The 21,734-nt window shown below is 68.6% G+C and carries 17 protein-coding genes; 11 read left to right on the forward strand and 6 right to left on the reverse strand.

What is annotated here, in order from left to right:
• Window positions 1–15 precede the first annotated feature (15 nt).
• Complete coding sequence (gene aglG / locus ABDZ89_RS08285; protein ID WP_343778190.1) at window positions 16–963, reverse strand: glucosyl-dolichyl phosphate glucuronosyltransferase; 948 nt, start codon at window positions 961–963, stop codon at window positions 16–18.
• Between the two features lie 170 nt (window positions 964–1,133).
• Here aglG and ABDZ89_RS08290 point away from each other — a divergent pair, with 170 nt between their 5' ends.
• From ABDZ89_RS08290 to ABDZ89_RS08315, 6 genes are all read left to right on the forward strand, one after another.
• Window positions 1,134–4,277, forward strand: coding sequence for an oligosaccharyl transferase, archaeosortase A system-associated (locus ABDZ89_RS08290; RefSeq protein WP_343778192.1), 3,144 nt, complete (start codon window positions 1,134–1,136; stop codon window positions 4,275–4,277).
• Window positions 4,278–4,316: 39 nt separating this feature from the next.
• Window positions 4,317–5,261 carry a DUF368 domain-containing protein gene (locus ABDZ89_RS08295; RefSeq protein WP_343778194.1) on the forward strand — a complete coding sequence of 315 codons (945 nt, stop codon included), beginning with the start codon at window positions 4,317–4,319 and terminating at the stop codon, window positions 5,259–5,261.
• Window positions 5,262–5,301: 40 nt separating this feature from the next.
• Window positions 5,302–5,862: a thioredoxin family protein gene (locus ABDZ89_RS08300; protein ID WP_343778195.1), complete on the forward strand. Its 561-nt coding sequence runs from the start codon at window positions 5,302–5,304 to the stop codon at window positions 5,860–5,862.
• Window positions 5,863–5,931: 69 nt separating this feature from the next.
• Entirely contained in the window at window positions 5,932–6,627 is a 696-nt protein-coding gene (locus tag ABDZ89_RS08305) for a hypothetical protein (RefSeq protein WP_343778261.1), read from the forward strand.
• A gap of 95 nt (window positions 6,628–6,722) precedes the next feature.
• Window positions 6,723–7,139 carry a JAB/MPN domain protein-containing protein gene (locus ABDZ89_RS08310; protein WP_343778262.1) on the forward strand — a complete coding sequence of 139 codons (417 nt, stop codon included), beginning with the start codon at window positions 6,723–6,725 and terminating at the stop codon, window positions 7,137–7,139.
• A 53-nt stretch (window positions 7,140–7,192) separates the two neighbouring features.
• The gene (locus tag ABDZ89_RS08315; protein WP_343778197.1) at window positions 7,193–7,519 is read left to right on the forward strand and encodes a DUF5789 family protein; all 327 of its coding nucleotides are present in this window, start codon (window positions 7,193–7,195) and stop codon (window positions 7,517–7,519) included.
• Between the two features lie 45 nt (window positions 7,520–7,564).
• Here ABDZ89_RS08315 and ABDZ89_RS08320 read toward each other — a convergent pair whose 3' ends face one another.
• From ABDZ89_RS08320 to ABDZ89_RS08330, 3 genes are all read right to left on the reverse strand, one after another.
• Window positions 7,565–7,879 (reverse strand): PRC-barrel domain-containing protein, encoded by a 315-nt coding sequence (locus tag ABDZ89_RS08320; RefSeq protein WP_343778199.1) that lies wholly within the window; start codon window positions 7,877–7,879, stop codon window positions 7,565–7,567.
• 91 nt (window positions 7,880–7,970) lie between these two features.
• On the reverse strand, window positions 7,971–10,247 hold the full coding sequence (locus tag ABDZ89_RS08325; protein WP_343778201.1) for an LUD domain-containing protein: 2,277 nt from the start codon (window positions 10,245–10,247) through the stop codon (window positions 7,971–7,973).
• Window positions 10,240–10,833 (reverse strand): LUD domain-containing protein, encoded by a 594-nt coding sequence (locus ABDZ89_RS08330; RefSeq protein WP_343778203.1) that lies wholly within the window; start codon window positions 10,831–10,833, stop codon window positions 10,240–10,242. The genes ABDZ89_RS08325 and ABDZ89_RS08330 overlap by 8 nt, the downstream gene beginning before the upstream one ends.
• Before the next feature lie 123 nt (window positions 10,834–10,956).
• On the opposite strand from ABDZ89_RS08330, the gene ABDZ89_RS08335 reads away from it, so the two are divergent.
• The gene (locus tag ABDZ89_RS08335) at window positions 10,957–14,034 is read left to right on the forward strand and encodes an FAD-binding and (Fe-S)-binding domain-containing protein (protein ID WP_343778205.1); all 3,078 of its coding nucleotides are present in this window, start codon (window positions 10,957–10,959) and stop codon (window positions 14,032–14,034) included.
• 29 nt (window positions 14,035–14,063) lie between these two features.
• On the opposite strand, the gene ABDZ89_RS08340 is transcribed toward ABDZ89_RS08335, so the two are convergent.
• The gene (locus tag ABDZ89_RS08340; RefSeq protein ID WP_343778207.1) at window positions 14,064–15,824 is read right to left on the reverse strand and encodes a glycoside hydrolase family 13 protein; all 1,761 of its coding nucleotides are present in this window, start codon (window positions 15,822–15,824) and stop codon (window positions 14,064–14,066) included.
• Between the two features lie 81 nt (window positions 15,825–15,905).
• Complete coding sequence (locus ABDZ89_RS08345; RefSeq protein ID WP_343778209.1) at window positions 15,906–16,745, reverse strand: DUF8054 domain-containing protein; 840 nt, start codon at window positions 16,743–16,745, stop codon at window positions 15,906–15,908.
• A gap of 184 nt (window positions 16,746–16,929) precedes the next feature.
• Here ABDZ89_RS08345 and ABDZ89_RS08350 point away from each other — a divergent pair, with 184 nt between their 5' ends.
• From ABDZ89_RS08350 to ABDZ89_RS08365, 4 genes are all read left to right on the forward strand, one after another.
• Window positions 16,930–18,345: an extracellular solute-binding protein gene (locus tag ABDZ89_RS08350; RefSeq protein WP_343778211.1), complete on the forward strand. Its 1,416-nt coding sequence runs from the start codon at window positions 16,930–16,932 to the stop codon at window positions 18,343–18,345.
• 158 nt (window positions 18,346–18,503) lie between these two features.
• Window positions 18,504–19,508 carry a carbohydrate ABC transporter permease gene (locus ABDZ89_RS08355; protein WP_343778213.1) on the forward strand — a complete coding sequence of 335 codons (1,005 nt, stop codon included), beginning with the start codon at window positions 18,504–18,506 and terminating at the stop codon, window positions 19,506–19,508.
• 1 nt (window position 19,509) lies between these two features.
• Window positions 19,510–20,484 (forward strand): carbohydrate ABC transporter permease, encoded by a 975-nt coding sequence (locus ABDZ89_RS08360; RefSeq protein ID WP_343778215.1) that lies wholly within the window; start codon window positions 19,510–19,512, stop codon window positions 20,482–20,484.
• Window positions 20,485–20,490: 6 nt separating this feature from the next.
• A complete protein-coding gene (locus ABDZ89_RS08365; protein WP_343778216.1) occupies window positions 20,491–21,669 on the forward strand; it encodes an ABC transporter ATP-binding protein in 1,179 nt (392 codons plus the stop codon).
• Window positions 21,670–21,734: the final 65 nt, after the last annotated feature.

A 21,734-nucleotide genomic window follows, 5' to 3' on the forward strand; every position in this document is an offset into this window, starting at 1 on the left:
GTGCGCCTTGTAGTCTTATCCCGATGATAAGCCTTCTTGACTACTGTTACGGTACGTAGCGACCCCGTAGAGGTATCCGAATCCGACCGCGGCGGTAAACACGAAAATCGCGAGCAGTTGCGCCAGTTTCGCGCTCGTCGGATCGGCGAGAAAACTCCGAAGCCGACCCGGAACGTACCTCGTCGTGAGGTCGCGCAGGTACTCCCTTTCGTTCCCCTCGTCTTCGGGATACCGCAGGTTCATCACCCGCTTCGAATACCCCTGCCAGAACGCCCGGCCGACGAGCCACCGGAAGTCGGTCCGGTACTCAAATATCTTGTGAAAAACAACCGCCTCCTCGTTGTACACGACACCGCGGCCGGACTGCTCACGGACGCGGATACAAGCGGGCGCTTCGTGTGCCTGAACGTGGCTGTCGCCTTTCCGTCCGGTCTCTTCGTCGTACCCACCGACGTCGAGAAACACCCCTCGGTTGAACGCGATGTTCGATCCGTACGTGTTCCGGACCTCTTCGAGGTGCTCTGCGAAACCCTTTTCTGTACACCCGATGAGCCAGTGGAACTCCTCCGGGAGGAACGACGGCTCGCCTGCGACCCATTGCGGGGCCAAGCGGCCGCCCACCACGTAGGCGTCGGTCGACTCGTAGGTCTCGACCAGCGTTTTGATCCACTCTGGCGTCGCGATCGCGTCGTCGTCGAGGAACGCGATGAGGTCGCCGTCGGCCAGCTCGGCTCCCTTGGTCCGACTGTACGATATTCCGCGGTTCTCATCGTTATTGTGGACGCGGACGTTGGCCCTGTCGCCGAAGTCCTCGCGCATCCGGTCGGCGACGCGCTCGTTCCCGTCGCTCACGAGGACTACCTCGATCGGCTCGTACGTCTGATCTAGCGCACTCCGTACGGCCTCCGCGAAGTCGGAATAGCGATTCATCGCGTACGTACAGACGATAACGGAGACCTTCATCCAAGATGAGGTTCGAAATACGGTCGAATAAGAGTTACTGAGCCGAGCCAACGGCGACCTCGGAACTTGCTACTCATGTCAAGAAAACATATAGTACGAGAGTCCCATTCAGCTCGGCTGTTGTAGCAAGATGACAAGCCTTATGCGCGTTTTGACAGTCCCTTGCGGTAATGAGCGATTCGAACGATCCGCCGGACGAATCGGACTCGTCCCCGTCCGATCTCCTCGCGCGGTGGTACCACGTTCCCGTCCTTCTCGGGGTGTTCGCGTTCATGCTGTGGACGCGGCTGCGCTCGTACGGGAACTTCATCCAGAACGGCGAGGTGTACTTCCGCGGCAACGACGCCTGGTATCACCTTCGCACGACGAAGTACCTCCTCAAGAACTATCCGAGCACGCTTCCGTACGACGTCTGGACCGGCTTCCCCCTCGGGACGAACGCCGGCCAGTTCGGGACGCTCTGGGACCACATCATGGCCGTCGGGATCTGGATCGCCCGGCCGATCATGGGCAGTACCGAGGAAGTCATGCTCGTCATGGCGCCGATCGTGGGCGCACTCGTCGCGATACCGACGTACTTCATCGCCCGCCGGTTCGTCGACCGCGTGCCCGCACTCGCGGGTGCGGCGACGCTGGCGCTGTTCTCCGGCACCTTCCTCCGGTACACGCTCGTCGGCTTCCCCGACCACAGCGCGGCCGAAGTCCTCTTCCAGAGTACGGCGGTCCTCGCGTTCCTCGTCGCGCTCGGCGTAGCGGAACGCGAGAAACCGGTGTGGGAGCTCATCGTCGATCAGGACTGGGACGCGCTCCGCCGACCTGTCGCTTACGCCGCCGCGGCCGGCGTCGCGCTCGGCCTCTACATGTGGACGTGGCAGCCGGGCATCCTGATGGTCGGCTTTACGGGAATCTTCCTCGCGGTCAAACTCACGAGCGATACCTACCACAGCAAAAGCCCCGAGCCGGTCGCGTTTGTAGGGGCGATCGCGATGACCGTTGCGGGATTAATGCAGATTATTCCACTCGATACCTTCTCGTTCAATCCGACTGACTACTCGCTGCTCCAGATCGTCACGCCGCTCGGCGTCGCGCTCGGCGCTGTCTTCCTCGCGTGGCTCGCCCGCCAGTGGGAGGCGCGCGACCTCGACACCGACGCCTACCCCGCGGCCGTGGGCGGCCTCATCCTCGCGTCCGCAGGCGTCGTCTGGCTGGCGATTCCGTCGCTGTGGTCGACCGTTATCAACAACCTCCTGAACACCGTCGCCTTCTCCGCGAGCGCCGGCGCCCGCACCATCGGCGAGGCCCAACCGCCCCTCCAGGAGGCCTCGTTCTCGAACTTCGTGCTCTCGCAGTACGGCCTCGCGTTCTTCCTCGCACTCGCTGCGGTCCTCTACATCCTCGCGCGCCCGCTCTACCGCTCCGACGACGTCAACCACACGCTGTACATCCCGACTGCGCTCGCCGTCATCGGCACCGTCTACGCGGTTCCGCAGGCGTACAGCGCGGTCGGCGGCCTCGTCGGCGTCGACTGGCAGGTGATCGGCCTGCTCCTCGCTGCGGCGTTCCTCGTCGGCGCAACGCTGCTCGTCGAGTACGACGCCGAGGAGCTGTATTTCGTCGTGTGGGCGGCGTTCATCGGGAGCGCCGCGTTCACGCAGGGCCGGTTCAACTACTACCTCGCCGTCGTCGTCGCAGTGGGGACAGCGTACTTCCTCCAGGTCGCGTTCGACGCGCTCGATCTCACCTCGTTCGACGCGCTCCGCGAGATCGAGGGGTGGCAGATACTCACCGTCGCCGCCGTCCTCGCGGTCCTCATCGTCCCGCTCGTCGGCGTCGCCACGCCCGTCTGGCAGGCGGGCAACTCCAGCCAGCCGGGCAGCGTGGTCCAGTGGGACGAGAGCCTCCAGTGGATGAACGACGAGACGCCCCAGCCGGGCGAGCTCGAGGGCGCGGACAACCCGATGGAGCTGTACGGGACCTACGAGCGCCCCGCTGACGGCGACTTCGAGTACCCGGAGGGCGCGTACGGCGTCCAGTCGTGGTGGGACTACGGGCACTGGATCACCACCCGAGCCGAGCGCATCCCGAACGCCAATCCGTTCCAGCAGAACGCGGGCGAAGCGGCCGATTACCTGCTCGCACCGAGCGAGGAGGAGGCCGCGGAGGTGCTCGCGAGCCAGAGTACCGAGGGCAACGACACCCGGTACGTGATGGTCGACTGGCAGATGGCGTCGGTCAACTCCAAGTTCACCGCCCCGGTCACGTTCTACGGCGGCAACGAGACGGTGCGCGACTTCACCGGCGTGCTCTACCAGCGCGTCGAGGGCCAGAACGGCCAGCAGGGCGGCCTCCAGGCCGCGCTCCGGACGCGCACCCAGCGCTACCACGAGAGCCAGATGATCCGGCTCTACCAGCACTACGGGAGCGCGGTCGAGCCGCAGCCGGTCGTCCTCGACTGGGAGCCGCAGACGGCCCAGACCGCGTCGGGCGAACAGGTCGAGATCCGCGTCCTGCCGAACGACCGGCAGCCGGTCCAACGCTTCGAGAACCTCTCGGCCGCGCGGTCGTACGTCGAGGAGGACGGCTCCGCACAGATCGGCGGCGTCATGGGCGTCCCCTCCGAGCGTCTCGACGCGCTCGAACACTACCGGCTGGTCCACTCCACGGAGGCGCCCGGCCGGTCGCCGTACGCCCAGCAGGCGCAGATCCTCGCCCAGCGGTTCGGGGTCGATCTTCAGGCGACGTTCGGCGAGTCGCTGTTCGGCGCGTTCAGCGACGACTTCGTGAAGACGTTCGAGCGGGTTCCGGGCGCGACCGTCGAGGGCTCGGGCGCCGAGCCAGGCCAAGAGGTCGAAGCGACCGTCGAACTCGAGAAGCCGAACGGGCAGACGTTCGAGTACACCCAGTACGCGACCGCCGACGAGAGCGGCGAGTTCGAACTGACGCTCCCGTACTCCACGACGGGGTACGACGAGTTCGGCCCCGAGAACGGGTACACGAACACGAGCGTCCGCGCGACCGGGCCGTACAACGTCACCACCGAGCAGACGACGGGTGACGACCTGTACACCACGCAACTGGTCGGGCAGGTCGAGGTGACGGAAGGCCAGGTCGTCGGCGCCGACGACTCGGCGGCCACCGTCGAACTCGAAGAGGAGATCGTCGACTGTCCGAGCGGCGACCCCGACTGTCCGGTCGACAGCGACGGCGGGAGCGACGGCGGTAACACGACGAACGCCGTCGACGCCTCGGACGCACTGGTCTCGGCAGAGTCGATCGTGCCGGGCGATATCGGAAGTCGAGACGCGGCCGCCTGATCCCGGGCCGTTAACTACCGCCGCCGTATTTTGCGACGTATGGGTGACCGCCGCGAGTGGCTGGCGCTGTATCTGAAAGGCGTCGCCATGGGAAGCGCGGACGCGGTTCCCGGCGTCTCCGGGGGCACCATCGCGCTCATCGTCGGCATCTACGAGCGACTGATCGCGGCGGTCACCGCGGTCGACGCCGACCGGATTCGGCGCGTGCTCGCGGGGGTCCGACCGCGGAACCTCGCGGACGCGCGGGCGGCGTTCCGCGAGGTCGACGGGGCGTTCCTGCTCGTGCTCGGCACCGGGATCGGGACGGCGGTCGTCACCGTGTTGAGCGGGGTGAACTACCTGCTCGAAACCCGACCGGTCGCGACGTACGGGTTCTTTTTCGGGCTGATCGCCGCGAGCGCGGCGGTGCTTCTCGGCGACGTCGACCTCGACACGCCGCGGCGGAAGGCGGCCGCGGTCGGCGGGTTCGCGCTCGCGTTCCTCGCCTCCGGCGTCGCCTCGAACGCGCTCGGAAGCCCGCTGCCGCTCGTGTTCGTCGCGGGCGCGGTCGCGGTCAGCGCGATGGTCCTGCCGGGCGTCTCCGGCTCGCTGTTGCTCGTGGTCCTCGGGCAGTACGAGTACATGTCCGGGGTCGTGAGCCGGTTCGTCGACGGGGTGGCCGCGCTCGCGGTGGGCGACGGTGGGGGCGTGATCGTCGAGACGCTCCCGCCCGTCGCGGCGTTCCTCCTCGGCGGCCTCGGCGGTCTCTTCACGATCGCACACGCGGTTCGATACGCCCTCGCCCGCGCCCGCGCCGCGACGCTGGCGTTCCTCGTGAGCCTGATCGTCGGCGCGCTCCGCGCGCCGCTCGTCGAGACGACGGGCATCTTGGCCGAGAGCGGCGAATCGTGGCGCGCCGCGGCGCCGCGGTTCGCGCTGGCCGCGCTCGTCGGCGCCGCGACGGTGCTTGTGCTGGACCGCTACTCCGCCGCGATCGAGTACTGAGCGCGCAACCCCTTTTCGGCTCCCAACCCTACGCACGGCTATGGTTCAGACGGAATCCGACTCGGCGCTCGACCGCGGCGACGCCGCTCCCGACTTCGAACTCCCCGGAACGGACGGCGAGACGCACCGACTCGACGAATTCGAGGCGGACGCGCTGCTCGTCGTCTTTACCTGTAACCACTGCCCGTACGCGAAAGCGAAGTTCGGACTGCTCAACGACCTCGCGGCCGAGTACGACGACCTCGCCGTCGTCGGGATCAACCCCAACGACGCCGAGGCGTACCCCGAGGACTCCTTCGAGGCGATGCGCGAGCGCGTCGCGGACGGGACGATCGCGTACGACGCGTACCTCCGCGACGAGACCGCCGAGGTCGCGGCCGCCTACGACGCGGTGTGTACCCCCGACCCGTTCCTCTTCGGCCGCGAGGACGGCGCGTGGCGGCTTCGGTACCACGGCCGACTCGACGACGCGCTCAACCCCGACGACGAGCCGACCGAGTTCTACGTCCGCGACGCGGTCGACGCCGTCCTCGCGGGTGAGGAAGTCGAGATCCTCGACCGTCCGTCTCGGGGCTGCTCGATCAAATGGCCCGAGGAGTAGGGCGGCTCCGGATCGCGGTGCCGCCGAGGACGGGTTAACAAGGATGGGGGCCGAACGAGCGGTATGAGCATGAAAGGCGGCGAGCCGGATCTCCACGAGATCGATCGGTACGACGGCGGCGTCGGGTGGATCGCGTACCCCGACGAGACGATGGAGCGCGCGAGCCACGCGTTCGCGGTCCACAACGAGGAGACGGACCAAGACGAAGTCTGGGTGGTCGACCCGGTCGACGCGCCGGGCGTCGACGACCTGCTCGACGAACTGGGCACCGTCGCCGGCGTCGTGGTCGGGCTCGACCGTCACAAGCGCGACTGCGCCGAGATCGCCGAGCGGCACGACGTGCCCGTCTATGTCCCCGAGTGGATGACCGGCGTCGCCGACGACCTCGGCCCGGCGGTCGAAATCGAGCGGTTCGGCTCGCGGCTGGCCGACACCGGCTTCGAGGCGATCCGGATCCGCGACTCGTCGATCCCGCCGTGGCAGGAGGTCGGGCTCTTCGACGGCGAGACGCTGATCGTCCCCGAGTCGCTCGGCACCGGCTCGTACTTCCGCGGGGACCGCGAGCGCCTCGGCGTTCACCCGATGTTGCGGCTCACGCCCCCGACGACTGCCCTCTCCGGACTGAACCCCGAGCGCGTCCTCGTCGGTCACGGCGTCGGCGTCCACGAGCGCGCCGCCGTCGCCGTCGAGGACGCGCTCAGCGACTCCCGGCGGAAGGCGCCCGGGCTCTACGCGAAAACGATCACCGGCGCGCTGCCGTTCTGACGGGCCAACCGAAGAGCCGGGAGGCGACGACCGCGACGGGTCCCGCGACTCGCACGTGCCCTTTTGCCGGCCCGGCCCGTAGCGGCGTGCGAACAGTGATTTACGTCACCCGCGACCTGTTGACCGTGCTCCGCGAGCGCGCGGCGAGCGAGGACCCGGACGAGGTGAACCTCCGGCTCTCCGCGACGCCGGCCGGCGACTTCGAGAGCGACACCGGCCTCGACCCCGAGACGCCGGTGTTGACGCATTTCACGCTGTCGAGCGTCGGCGGGTCCGTCAGCTCCGTCTTCGGCGTCGACCTCGGAACGCCCGCCGGCGAGGGGGGCGCTCGGTTCCTCTCGCACCCGGACGGGTTCCTCGGCGTCTCGCGGACCGACGACCTCGCGGCCGTCGTCCTCGTCGCCGTCCCGCCGTACGACGGCGATTCGGTCGCGGCGTTCGACCGGTCGGGCGAGGGGGTCGAACTCGCCGTCGTCGACGCGGCCCCGCCGACCGAGTCCGTTCCGGAGTGAGTCGAGCGCGGAGAACAGGGGTTTCAAGCCGCCGGAGGGAGTAGCGGTCGGCGATGGCAGCACGGCCACCCGGCGGCGGCGATACGAGCGAACCGGAGGCGATCGAGTTCGGCATCGCCGCGCTCGACGCCCGGCTCGACGAGGCGGACGTGTCGTTTCCCGCGACGGCCGCGGAGCTAGGCGAGGCCCTCGGCGATCAGGAGATTCCCTACGACGCACAGGGGCGCTCGCTCGCGGTCAGCGAGGCGCTCGACCGCACCCCGCAACAGCGGTTCGAGAACGAGACGGAGTTCCTCGACGCGCTGTACCCGGTGTTCGACCAGGCGCGCCGCGAGGAGCGCGGCGTGATCGCCAGTTTACGCGACGTCCTTCCCTTCTGAGCGGCCGATATCCTGATCAGAGACCGACTGAGTTCGCCGGCCGACCTACCGTGACTCTGAGCGGGCCTCGATCTCGGTCGCCTCCTCGTCCGACTCCGCGGCGTCGTATCGCTCGATGACGTCGTTGATGAGGACGACGTCGCCGACCGCGCGGACCCAGCGGTACGGGACGATGACGCCGGTCGAGCCGCTCACCTGTCCGGCGAACAGCTCGTGGTTGAGTTCCGCGAGCGCGAGGCCGGTCACGGAGCGGGCGTCCAGATCGAGCTGGATGTCTTCGATTTCGCCGACGAAGACGCCGTTGCTGGAGTACACCTCGCGGCCGACGAGCGACGTGATCTCTTCGGGGGCTGCGTTCATACACGATACGGTCACGAGCGCGCCTATTAAGCGTTCGTTGTCGAACGACGCGCGTCGGACGCAGCCGGGGCCCTGCCGCCGTGGCCGAAGGTCACTCCCGCGGCGCGATCACTTCCACCGGGTGGCTCGGCGCCGTGTCCAACAGCGCGTCGAGCTGTTCGGTACAGGAGGTGCCGGGCGCGACCACGGTGCGGTCGGTGTCGCCGAACTGCTCGCGGAGCGGCTCGCCGACGTCCATGCTCAGCTCGTAGTAGTCCGTCTTGTAGCCGAACGAGCCGGCCATGCCGCAACACTCCGTCTCGGAGACGCGCACGTCGTAGCCCAGTCGCTCGAACACCGCGGTCGCGTACTCGCCGGCCTCCACCGTGCGGGCCTGACAGTGCGGGTGGTACGCGAGCCGCCGGCCCGAGGCGACCGGACCGGTGCCCGCGACCGGCGCGCGCAGGGCCGCCGGGTCGCCGCCGTTCTCGAGCAGGCCGAACACGTACTCCATGACGTCGTAGCTCGCGTCCGCGAGCCGTTCGTGCGAGTCGGCCGGGAGGAACCGCTCGTACTCACGGCGGAACGTCGCGAGGTCGCTCGGCTCGATCACGACCACGTCGCGCCCGGCGTCGACGTGGGGCGCGAGGCCGGCGTAGAGGTCCTCGGCGGCCGACTCGGCGGTCGCGATCATCCCCTGCGAGAGCGGGGGTCGCCCGCTGCCGGGGAGGTCGGGCACCCGGACGCGAACGCCGAGCGCCTCCAGCGCGCGGACCGTCGCCTTCCCGCGCTCGACGTCGACGTAGTTCGTCGCGGTGTCCGGGTAGACGACGGCCTCGCGCACGGCGTCCTCGGGGGCGACCGCGGCGCCGCCGCGGGCCGCGAACCACTCGACGAGCGACTCGCGCGCGAACTCGGGGAGCTCGCGGCGCCGGTCGATCCCGGCCACTCGTTCGGCGAGCGCGCGGACCGGCCCCGCGTTCGCGAGGCGGTTGGCGACCGGCGCGGTCTTGTGGCCCCACTCCGCGAGCGTCGCGTAGTTGCCGACCAACCGCGTACTCAGATCGAGGCCCCCGGGCTCCTCGTCGGGGACGAGCTCCTCGAACGCCCAGTCGAGCTGGCTCGCGTCGGCCTCGCCGCGGTTGATCCGGTCCCGGACCGCGGTGTTGATCCACGGGATGTCGATGCCGACCGGACACGCGGGCACGCAGCGCGAGCAGCCGGTACAGAGGTCGTTGAACTCGGCCGCGGTGTCGAGCCCCTCGATGCCGGCCTCCCAGCCCGTGGCGATGCCGCCGGAGTACGTCTCGCCGCCGAACGCGTGGCCGCCGACGCTCTGGAAGTTCCCGCAGGCGTTCGAGCAGGCCGAACAGCGGATGCAGTACAGCGTCTCCTTCAGCGTCTCGTCGTCGCGCATCGCCAGCCGGCCGTTGTCGATCAAGACGAGGTGGAACTCGCGGTCGTCACCGGAGCCGTCCGCGAGCGGCTCGGCGTCCGCCGCGAACTCCGGGACCGGCGAGTCGACCGGCGGCGTGAGCGTCGAGATGTACGAGGTCACGTCCTGCCCGGTCCCCGAGCGGCCGATCAGCTCGACGAACGGCGAGAACTCCTCGACCGTCGGGACGAGCTTCTCGACGCCCGCGACGGCGACGTGAGTGTCCGTCGCGGTCACCGTCTTCCGGGCGTTCCCCTCGCTGGTGACTAAGAGCATGGTGCCCGAGTCGGCCGCGATGAAGTTCGCGCCGGTCAGCCCGAGGTCGGCGTCCTCGATCAGCTCTCCGAGTCGCTCGCGGGCGAACATCGTGAGCTCCTCGGCCGTCTCGGGCGGCTCGTCCGGGTCGAACCGCTCGGCGAACAGCTCCGCGATCCCCTCTCGGGACTTGTGGATCGCGGGGGCAACGATATGCGAGGGCTCCTCGTCGGCCAGCTGGAGCACCCACTCGCCGAGGTCGGTCTCGACGACCTCGACGCCGTCGGCTTCGAGCGCCTCGTTGACCTCGATCTCCTCGGAGGTCATCGACTTCGACTTCACCGCGCGCGCCGCGTCTCGCTCGGCCGCGACCTCGCGGACGTACCGGTTCGCGTCGGCGGCGTCGTCGGCGAGGTAGACGGTGCCCCCGTTCGCTTCCACCGTCTCGCGGACCTCCTCGATGAGGTCGGGGAGTCGCTCGATCGCGTCCTCCTTTATCGCCCGCGCCTCGTCTTTCAGGGCCTCGTAGTCGTCGAGGCGGCCGGTCGACTCGTAGCGGCCGGCGTTGAAGCCGCGGGTGTTCGCCGCGACCGCGTCACCCTCCGTCGCCAGCAGTTCGCGGATCCGGTCGGCCTTCGCCTCCCGCTCGGGCTCGGTCGCCGCCTCGGCGTCGGCGGCGGCGTTCGCGTCGCTACTCATGACTTCCCCCCGCGTCGGCGTCGGGACTCCGTGCGCCGCCCTCGGAGCCGTTCACGTCGTCGTCTCGTAACAGGACGACGTGGACCTCCTTCGGCCCGTGCGCGCCGTGGACGAGGCCGCCCATGTCCGCGGTGGCGCTCGGGCCGGTCGCGAACACCACGTCGACCGACTCGTCGCGCGTCCGCGGGCCGAGCCAGTCGAAGGCGTCGGGCATGTCGGGCACGAGGTCGGCCTCCCGGAGGACGACGACGTGCCGGTCGACGAAGAGGCTCACGGGCTCCGTCCCTGCGGCGTCCGACTCCAGCGCGACGCTGCCGTACGCGGCGACGCCGAGCGGCGACGCGGTGACGCCGGTGTGCGCGGCGCGCAGGTCGGCGGTGGTCGGGTCGGTGTCGATTCGGTCCGGAAGCGACGCCGGGCCGTCGGCGAGCGCGTCGGGCCCCGAACGGCCGAGCGGCACTCCGACCGCCGGGTCGCCCGCGGCGGCGTCGACCATCGCCGCGCACTCCCGCGCGGGCCCCTCGGAGAGCGCGACGCCGAGGTCGTCGAGCCGACCGGTGAACGTCGACGTGTCGATGAATGACATGGTCGACCGTTCGACGGCCGGTGTGTTGGGTGTTACGGCGGTTCTCAGCTCCTTCCGAGGTCCGTTCTCACGCCCTCGGCGGACGGAGGTGCCTTTTTGACCGTTCGACCGTGAGAGTTTCGCATGGCGACACACACCCCGGACCCGGACCCGGCTGACGGCGGGGACTTCGACTACACTGGCGGGGCGGTGGAGCGACCCGACCTCGTCGAGGAGCTCGACCGGCGCGTCGCGGGCGACGTGCGGTTCGACGACTACTCGAAGCGGCTGTACGCGACCGACGCCTCGGCGTACGAGGTGACGCCCATCGGCGTCGTGATCCCGGAGTCGACGGCGGACGTCGCGGCCGTCCACGAGTACTGCTTCGCGGAGGGGATCCCCGTCCTCCCGCGGGGCGGCGGGACCTCGCTCGCCGGCCAGACCGTCAACGAGGCGGTCGTCCTCGATCTGACCGGCGAGATGGACTCGGTGATCGAGACCGACCCGGACGCGGAGACCGCCCGCGTTCAGGCGGGCGCGTACGTCGGGGACCTCAACGCCGCGGTCGAGCCCGACGGCCTGAAGTTCGCGCCCGACCCGGCGTGGCGCGACAAGTCCGCGGTCGGCGGCGCGATCGGCAACAACTCCACCGGCGCCCATTCGCTGAAGTACGGCAAGACGGACCACTACGTCGAGGAGCTGGAGGTCGTCCTCGCTGACGGCACGATCGCCGCGTTCGGCGATGTCTCCGTCGAGGAGCTCCGCGAGTCGGCCGACCCCGACGCCGACGAGCTCCTCCCCCGAATTCACGCGGAGATCGTCCGGATCCTCGACGAGGAGGCCGGCGCGATCGACGAGCGCTTCCCGGAGCTGAAGCGGAACGTCTCCGGCTACAACCTCGACCGGTTGCTCGCCGAGTACCGCGGCGAGTACGGCGAGGAAGGGGTCGTCAACCTCGGCCGCCTCATGGCCGGCAGCGAGGGGACGCTCGCGACGGTCACCGAGGCGACCGTCTCGCTCGTCGAGATCCCCGAGACGAAGGCGGTCGCGCTGCTCACCTACGACGACCTCCTCGACGCGATGGAGGACGTGGCGGCGTGTCTCGAACACGACCCCGCCGCCGTCGAGGTGATGGACGACGTCCTCTTGGGGCTCGCCGCCGACACGCCGGAGTTCGCGGACGTCGTCGGGATGCTCCCGGACGGGACGGACTCCGTGCTGCTCGTCGAGTTCTACGCGGACGACGACGCGGCGGGCGAACAGAAGGTCGCGGACCTGATCGCGGACCGCGTCGGCGGCGAGGAGGGCGCGGACGGCCCGGCCGTCGACACCGCGACCGAACCGCGGGCCGGCGCCGCCGAGACGACGAGTCACCCCCGCCGGGCCGCCCACGCGATGGAGGCGCACGATCCCGCGAAGCGCGACCGCTTCTGGAAGATGCGCAAGGCGGGGCTCCCGATCCTCCTCTCCCGCACCACCGACGAGAAGCACATCTCCTTCATCGAGGACTGCGCCATCCCGCCGGAACACCTCCCCGAGTACACCCGCGAGTTCCAGCAGATCCTCGAGGACAACGACACGTTCGCCACCTTCTACGCCCACGCCGGACCCGGCGTGCTCCACGTCCGCCCGCTGATCAACACGAAGGAGGTCGACGACGTGGAGGCGATGCTCGACATCGCCGACCGCGTCACCGACGCCGTGGTCCGGCTCGGCGGCTCCGTTTCGGGCGAGCACGGCGACGGCCGCGCGCGGACCCAGTGGAACCGGAAGCTGTACGGCGACGACCTCTGGGAGTCGTTCCGCGAGCTGAAGACCGCGTTCGACCCCGACTGGCTGCTCAACCCCGGCAACGTCTGTGGCGAGGTGGACATGCGCGAGAACCTCCGGTTCGACAGCGACTACGAGTACGACGCCGGCTTCGACCCCGCGATGGAGTGGGCGGTCGACAACGGGATGCAGGGGATGGTCGAGCTCTGTCACGGCTGCGGCGGCTGTCGCGGGCCCCAGGACACCACCGGCGGCGTGATGTGCCCGACCTACCGCGCCGCCGACGAGGAGATCCAGTCGACCCGCGGGCGGGCGAACATGCTCCGGGGCGCCATCTCCGGCGAACTCCCCGACGACCCGACCGACGACGAGTTCGTCACCGAGGTGATGGACCTCTGTGTCGGCTGTAAGGGGTGTAAGGTCGACTGCCCGAGCGGCGTCGACATGGCGAAGCTGAAGGCGGAGGTGGAACACGCCCACCACGAGGAACACGGCGCCGACCTCCGCACGCGGCTCCTCGGCCGCTTCGAGTCGCTCGCGCCGCTCGGCTCGAAGTTCGCCCCGCTCTCGAACCTGCCGAACAAGATCCCGGGGAGCGGGCTCGTCGCTGAGAAGCTCCTCGGCGTCGCCCGCGAGCGCGACCTCCCGACGTTCCGGTCCGAGTCGCTCACCGACTGGTTCGCGGCCCGCGGCGGCGCCCAGGTCTCCCGCGAGGCGGCCGACCGCGACGTGCTGCTCTTCCCCGACGTGTACACCACCTACACGAACCCCGGCGCGGGGAAGGCCGCGGTGCGCGTGCTGGAGGCCGCGAACTGCCACGTGCGGATTCCGGACGTCGACGGGAGCGGGCGTCCGCCCCACTCGAAGGGACTCCTCGACGTGTCGCGAGCGACCGCGAGAGACGCGGTGGAGACGCTCGCGCCCGACGTCCGCGACGGCTGGGAGGTCGTCGTCGTCGAGCCCTCCGACGCCGTCATGCTCCAGTCCGATTACCACGACCTGCTCGACGGCGACGCCAGCGACGTGCCGGACGCCGACGTGGCGGCCGTCTCCGAGCACACCTACGGCGTCATGGAGTACGTCGACGCCCACCGGCTCGACGACGACCTCGCGCTCGACGCGCCCGGCGAGCGGCTCACGTACCACGGTCACTGCCACCAGAAGGCGACGAAGAAGGACCACCACGCGGTCGGCGTGCTCCGTCGCGCCGGCTACGGGGTCGACCCGCTCGACTCCTCGTGTTGCGGGATGGCGGGCTCCTTCGGCTACGAAGCGGAACACTACGCGATGAGCAAGGCGATCGGCGAGAACTTATTCGAGCAGGTCGACGCGAGCGACGGCGACGCCATCGTCGCGCCCGGCACCTCCTGCCGGACGCAGTTGGAGGAGGGCCCCGGCGAGGTTCCGGAGCCGGACCACCCGATCGAGAAGCTGGCGGCCGCCTTAGCGTAGGCGGTCGCGGGGTCGGTGAAGCGACTTGCTCACTCGACGACGCGGTACACGCGGGCCTCCCACGGGCGCAGGCGGAGGTCGCCGGCCGCGAGCGCTCGCGTCGCGGCCGCCTCGTCGACGTCGTAGTTCCCGAGGAGGTACGAGCCGCCCTCGGTCGCGACGTCGCTCGGGAGCCGGACCTCGGTCTCCTCGCCGGTGAAATTCAGCGCGACGACGAGCCGCTCGGTGCCGTCGTCCCCGTCGAGCGTTCTGGTGTACGCCCACACCTCGTCGTCGTCCGGGAACAGCGGCTCGTAGTCGCCGTAGACGACGACGTCGTGTTCCTCGCGCAGCGCGACGAGGTCGCGGTAGTACCGTAACACCGAGCCGTCGGTCGCGCGCTCGCGCTCGACGTTGATCGCGTCGTGGTTCGGGTTGACGCCGATCCACGGCTCCCCGTCGGTGAACCCGGCGTGCTCTCCCGCGGACCACTGCATCGGCGTCCGGGCGTTGTCGCGGCTGTTCGCACGGACCCCCTCCTTGACGGCCTCGAACGACGCCACCTCTCCCGCCTCGATGGCGGTTCGGAGTGGATTGAGCGTGTCGACGTCGCGGAGCTCTTCGAGCGAGTCGAACGGGTAGTTCGTCATCCCCAGCTCCTCGCCCTGGTAGACGTACGGCGTCCCGCGGAGCGTGTGGAGGAGCGTCGCGAGCAGCGTCGCCGACTCGCGCCGGTAGCGCCCGTCGTCGCCGAACCGCGAGACCATTCGCGGCTGGTCGTGGTTGTTGAGGTACAGCGCGTTCCACCCGCCCGTCTCCAGCCCCTCGTCCCAGCGGTTGAACACCGCCTTGAGCTCCGAGAGGTCCCACTCTTCTCGCTCCCAGACGTCCTCGCCGCGGTCCAGTAGCATGTGCTCGAAGTGGAACAGCATCGAGAGCCCGTCCCCGTCGGGGTCGAGGTATCGCCGAGCGTGTTCCATCGGTAGCTCCGGGCCGACCATCTCGCCGACCGTGAGGAGGTCGCGGTCGAGGACCCGGTCGTTCATCTCCGAGAGGTACTCGTGGACGCGCGGGCCGTTCGCCGCGTTCATCGTGCCGCCGAGGGGGGCGTCCGGGTCGCTCGGGAGCCCGTCGGGCTTCGACACGAGGTTGATCACGTCCATCCGGAACCCGTCGATCCCCCGGTCGAGCCACCAGTCCATGAGGTCGAACACCTCCTCGCGGACCCGCGGGTTCTCCCAGTTCAGGTCCGGCTGTTTGGGGTCGAACAGGTGGAGGTACCACTCGCCCCGCCGCTCGTCGTAGCTCCAGGCCGGCCCGCCGAAGAACGACTGCCAGGCGGTGGGCGGCGCCTCGCCGTCCGGCCCCCGGTCCGACTCCCAGTCGACGGCGTCGGCTTCGCGGCCCTCGCGCCACCAGTAGTAGTCCGCGTACTCCCCCTCCTCTCGTCGAGACCGCCGGAACCAGTCGTGTTCGTCGGAAGTGTGGTTGACCACGAGGTCCATGATAAGCCTGATGCCGCGGTCGTGGAGGGCGTCACGGAGCGCGTTCCAGTCGTCGAGGGTGCCGAACTGGTCCGTGATCGCGCGGTAGTCGCGGATGTCGTAGCCGTTGTCGGCGTTCGGCGAGTCGTAGACGGGACAGAGCCACACCACGTCGACGCCGAGGTCGTCGAGGTAGTCCACCCGGTCGACGATCCCGCGGATGTCACCGACGCCGTCGCCGTCGCTGTCGTTGAAGCTGCGAGGATAGATCTGGTACACCACCGCCTCCTTCCACCACCGACGGTCCGGATCGCTGTCGCGTCCCATGGCTGCGCTACTTTCGCTCCGGGTAAAATAGGTAGTGGCGACGGCGGGCGCGTCCCGCGGACCGCGGCGGCGACGAGGCGACTACGCGGGGCCGAAGGTGAACAGTCGGCCCTCGCAGGCCGGACACTCCAGCGTCTCGGGCGGCTCGTCGCCGGGACCGGTGTGACCGCCGCAACAGGACATGTCGGTCCCGCGCTCCAACTCGGTCCCGCAGTCCGGGCAGGCGTCGAGGAACATCCGGTTCGTCCGCGCGGCCGCGAGCCGGACCGCCTCGTCGTCGAGGAACGGCTCTGCGGCGCGGTAGCCGGCGATCTCGGCGATCGCGACGGGTCGCCTGAGCCACGTCTCCTGCATGACTGTCGCGTCGTCCGCGGCGAGCGCGACCCACTCGTCGTCGCCGTCTCGTCGCACCTGTGACGTGGTCGCCGGAGAGAGTTCGCGGGCGATCTCGGCCAACTCCTCGGTGTCGCGGTCCCGGAGGCGGTCGATCTCCGCCTGCCACCGCTCGTCGTACGCCGCGGTGGGCACGATGGCGTCGCCGTCGACCTCGAGGACGCCGCTCTCGACGAGCCGGTCGAGCAGCTCCTCGCCGCCGATCTCGGCCGGGTCGAGCGAGCCGGTCCCGCCGTCGGGCGTGGCCGCCCCGCCGCCGTCCGTCCCGTGGAAGAGCGCGTCGCTTCCCGGGATCGGCGCCACGAGCCGCGGCGCGAACCGAGGCGTCCCCGGCACGACGTACCCGCGGAGCCAGACGAGCGCGAGGCCGGCGAGCCCGAGGCCGGCGCCGACGCCGGGCCAGCCGGCTAGCGCCACCGCCGCGGCGCCGGCCGCGACCAGCACCACGTTGACCACCGTACACGGCCAACACCGGTTCGAACCGGTGTACTCCGGGCGCCGGAGCCCGATCTCGGGAGAGAGACTCATACACGACGAATGCCTCCAGCGCATCATCAAGGTTACCCTCTCGGCGCGGGCAGCGTTCATCGACGAGTGGGCCGGATACTCGCTCTCGGTCGCTCTAAAAGACGCATCTGTCGGTGTGAGGTTATTAACACCTCCTGTTGTAAAGACCATAGTTATATTAATGATTGTTCCTTATGTCCCAGCGATGCCAGACGATAGCACACCAGAGGGGGTCTCGCGGCGACAGTACCTCGCGGCGACCGGAGCGGTGGGGGCCGCTGGTCTCGCGGGCTGTTCCGGCGGGGGGGACAGCGGCGACGGCGGATCGGGCGACGAGATAGGCGGGACGGTCACGGTCTTCTCGGGGTCGGCGTTCGTCGACATCGGGATGGAAGAGGCGCTCCACGACGCCGGCGTTCCCGACTCAATCGACATCGAGATGGTCGTGCCGCCGCAGGACTCCGGAAGCAAGCAACAGCAGCTGCGGACCGCGATCAACGCTGAGGAGGCGGACCCGGACCTGGTCTTAACCGACAACGGGTGGACGATCCCGTTCATCGTCCGCGACGACCTGGTCAACCTCGAAGAGGAGATGGACGACGAGTTCATCGCCCGCGTCAGAGAGGAGGGCGTCCAGTCGATGATCGACACGGGGACCCACCCCGAGACCGGCGACCTGTACTCGGTGCCGGTGTTCCCGGACTACCCGGTCATCACCTACCGGAAAGACCTGCTCCGGGACGCCGGGTACGGCGACTCGGACTTCGAGTCGTGGCGGACCGACCCGCCGACGTGGGCCGAGTTCACCCAGATCGTCGCCGAGGCCCAGAGCGGGTCGGACGTCCAGTACGGCCACCTCTGGCAGGGGAACAACTACGTCGGGCTCGCCTGCTGTACGTTCAACGAGTTCCTCACCAGCATGGGGGGCGCCTTCTTCGGCGGCGAGGACAACCTCTTCGGGCCGGTCGGCGACCGTCCCGTCACCCTCGACACGGAGGAGTCGATCGACGGGATCGAGGCCGCGGTGGACATCATCCACGGCGAGGGGCTCTCGCCGATGGACATCGAGGGCGTCTCGCCCCAAGAAGTGGCCGGCTGGATCGAGCCCGACACGAAGAGCACCTTCGAGGCCGGCAGCGCCGTCACGCAGCGGAACTGGACCTACTCCATCGGCGGCGCTGTGAGCTCCTTCGAGGGCACGGACATGGAACTCGGCGTGATGCCGCTGCCGCAGGGCCCCAACGGGTCCGCACACGCGCAGGGCGGGTGGATCATGTCCATGAACCCGCACACGGACAACATGGCGTCCGCGAAGGAAGTGATCAAGGCGTGGTGGGAGGACCCGGTCCTCCAGCTACAGTTCGACGAGGCGAGCTACATGCCGCCGAAGCCCGAGCTGTTCAGCTACGTCCAAGAGAGCGAGGCGGTCGGTCCGTACTTCGAGGCGCTCCAGTACTCGGCGCAGAACCTGATGCCGCGGCCGACGACCTCGGTGTGGCCGAACCAGCGGAGCATCGTGGCCAACGAGGTCAACGCGGCGCTCCGGAAGGAGAAGTCGCCGGAGGAAGCGGCGAGCGCGATGCAAGAGCAGATCGCCGCCATCGAAGAGCAGTCGGGGTGAAGGCGCCCGGGTGAGCGGCTCCCCGTCCGGCGGCGTTTCAGGGGGACGGAAATCGAACGAGGGTCTCAAACAGACAATAATGATAAATATTCGCACGAAAAACAGGCGGGCGATGCTCGTACCACAACGGCGGGCAGTCACGGGGGGTGTCGAGCGCCGTGGCAGTTGAACAGGGCAGAACGGAGACGGCGAGCAGTCCCGACGGCGTCCTGGCGGGGCTCGCGACGCGGACGGAGAACCTGAGCGAGCAGGCGTACGCGTACATGCTGTTGGTGCCGGCGTTCACCGTGCTGTTGCTGTTCGCGTTCTGGCCGCTGGCGTCGGCGATCAGGATGTCGTTTTTCGCCGACGTGATCACCGGCGGGCAGCTCGGCGAGTTCACCGGGCTGACGAACTACGTCCAGCTGCTCACGAACACCAACGCGCTCGCGCCGGCGGCGTTCGTCGACCCCTCGTTCCAAACGCCGATCTTAGAACAGGCGCTTTTCATGACGATCCTGTTCGCCGTGTTGAGCGTCACCGGCGAGACGCTGCTCGGGTTCCTCTACGCCATGCTGATGAAAGCCGAGTACAGGGGCCGCCGGCTCGTTCGGCTCCTCATCATCCTGCCGTGGGCGATCCCGATCGTCATCCAGGGGATGATCTTCTTCCTCCTGTTCCGGCCCGGGTACGGGCTCTTGACCGAGCCGCTCCAGCAGCTCGGCCTCTTCTCCAGTCTCCCGCTCAACACGACGTTCGACAGCTTCGTCATCGTGACGGTGGCGGACATCTGGAAGACCTCGGCGTTCATGGCCCTGCTGATCTTGGCGGGGTTAGAGAGCGTCAATCAGGACTTGTACGAGGTGGCGGACGTGATGGGCGCCTCGCGGTGGCAGCGCTTCCGCTACATCACGTTCCCGCTGGTGTTCCCGGTGTTGATGGTCGCGATGCTGTTCCGGACGATGGGCGCGCTCCGGGTGTACGGCATCATCGAGTCGACCACGGTCGGCTGTTCGACCGTCCCGTCGATGACCTGTCTCGTGACGCAGTTCATGTTCGGGTCCGCGTCGCTGTACGGCTCCGCGGCCGCCGTGAGCGTCCTGATCGCCATCGTGGTCGGACTGTTCATCATGGTGTACCTCGGATTCATCCGACGGAGCAACCAGAGCCTGGGGTTAGCCTAACATGAGCATCGACGCACGCAACCACGACGACGCCGAAACGTTCGACGGCTCCGGCGAGGAGACCGGCGACGAGGAGAACAAGTCCCGCATCGCTCGGTGGGCCGACGACTGGATCAAAAACCCCGAGAAGGCGTACGCCGTCATGTTGGTGTTCCTCGGCGGGGTGCTGTTGACGACCTCGCTGTTCCCGCTGTACTGGCTGTTCAACGTCTCGATGGCGCCGCCCGGCCAGACCGACATCCCGCTCGTCCCGGCGACGTTCGACCTGTCGGTGTTCATTCAGGTGTTCCAGCAGGTGCCGTTCGCGCGGTTCATGTTCAACAGCCTGTTTTACGCGTTCACCGTGACGGTGTTCGTGCTCCTCGTCGGGAGCCTCGCCGGCTACGCGTTCGGGCGCCTGGAGTTCCGCGGGAAGACGCCGCTTTTATTCTCGCTTTTGGTGCTCAGCTTCTTCCCGCCGGCGACGCTGTTCATCCCGCTGTTCCGCGCGTTCAACCAACAGGTGCCGATGCTCGGGCTCTTCACCCTCCCGGTGGAGATCTACGGGACGCCCGCCGCGGTCGTCACGCCGCTCAGCGCGTTCACGATGCCGCTGGCGATCTTCATACTGACGACGTTCTACGGCCAGATCCCCGACGGCCTCGAAGACGCCGCCAGAGTCGAGGGGACGACCCGTCTCGGCGCGCTGTTCCGCGTGATCATGCCGCTCTCGGCGCCCGGCGTCGCGACCGCCGGGATTCTCACCTTCATCACGGTGTACACCGAGTTCTTCTTCTCGTTCCTGATGACCGGCAACAGCGCGGCGGAGTGGGCGCCGGTCGTCGACGGCGTCATCGCGTTCCAGACGCAGTACACCGTTCGGTACGACCTTCAGGCGGCGGCGAGCCTGATCGCCATCGTTCCGGTGGCGATCCTCGTCGTCGTCGCACAGGACAAGATCATCAGCGGGCTCACCCAAGGAGCACTCAAGGAGTGACCACACATGGCACGAGTACAACTCACTGACGTAACGAAGCAGTACGACGACGTAACGGCGGTTGACAACATGAACCTCGACCTGAAAGACGGCGAGTTCATCTGCCTCGTCGGTCCGTCCGGGTGTGGGAAGTCCACGACGCTCGAGACGATCGCCGGCCTCACCAAGCCGACGTCGGGCGAGATCCTGATCGGCGACAAGGAGGTGACGAACCTCCCGCCGAAGGACCGCGGGATCGCGATGGTGTTCCAGAACATCGCGCTGTTCCCGCACATGGACGTGTACGACAACATCTCCTTCGGCCTGCGGCTCCGCGACTTCCCGCAAGACGAGATGGACGAGCGCGTCGACGAGGCCGCCCGTGTGGTCCGCATGAAGGGGATGCTCGACCGGATGCCGAGCGAGATGTCCGGCGGGCAGCGGCAGCGCGTCGCGATCGCGCGAGCGATCGTCCGCGACCCGGACGTGTTCCTGATGGACGAGCCGCTGGCGAACCTCGACGCCAAGCTGCGCGTCAACATGCGAACGGAGCTCCAGCGGCTCCACAAGCAGTTGGACACGACGATCATCTACGTCACGCACAACCAGGCCGAGGCGATGACCATGTCGGACCGGATCGCCGTGCTCGACAAGGGCCAGCTCCAGCAGATCGCGCCGCCGCTGACCTGTTACAACGAGCCGGCCAACCGGTTCGTCGCCGGCTTCATCGGGTCGCCCTCGATGAACTTCGCCGACGCCACCGTCGGCGACGGCACCCTCGACGCGAACGGCTACTCCATCTCCTTCGACACCTCGGCGATAGACGGCGTCGGAAACGGCGACGCGGTGGAGTTCGGCATCCGGCCGGAGGACATCTACCTCGAGAGCAACAGCGCCGAGGCCAAGGACCCGAGCCGGACGTTCTCGGTCACGACGGACGTGCTCGAACCGATGGGCGACGAGATCTTCGTCTACCTGAAGCCGATCCTCGACACGTCCAGCGAGCAGGCGGACTTCGAGGAACGGCAGGGGCTGTTGATGAGCATCGATCCCTCGAGCGACATCGCCGAGGAGGAGGACGTCGAGATCGTCTTAGACCGCTCGCACCTCCACCTGTTCGACGACGCCACCGGCGACGCGATCTCGCACGGGATCGTGGCCGGCGCCGGCGTCGAGGCCGACGGCGAAAGCGCTCAGGCAGACTGAGCGGGCGGTCGCGTTTTCTCGCGGACGACGTTTCGGGGGCGCGACCGCGGGCCGTCGTTCCGACA

Source organism: Halorubrum ejinorense, from assembly GCF_039522565.1.
GTDB classification, from domain to species: Archaea; Halobacteriota; Halobacteria; order Halobacteriales; family Haloferacaceae; genus Halorubrum; species Halorubrum ejinorense.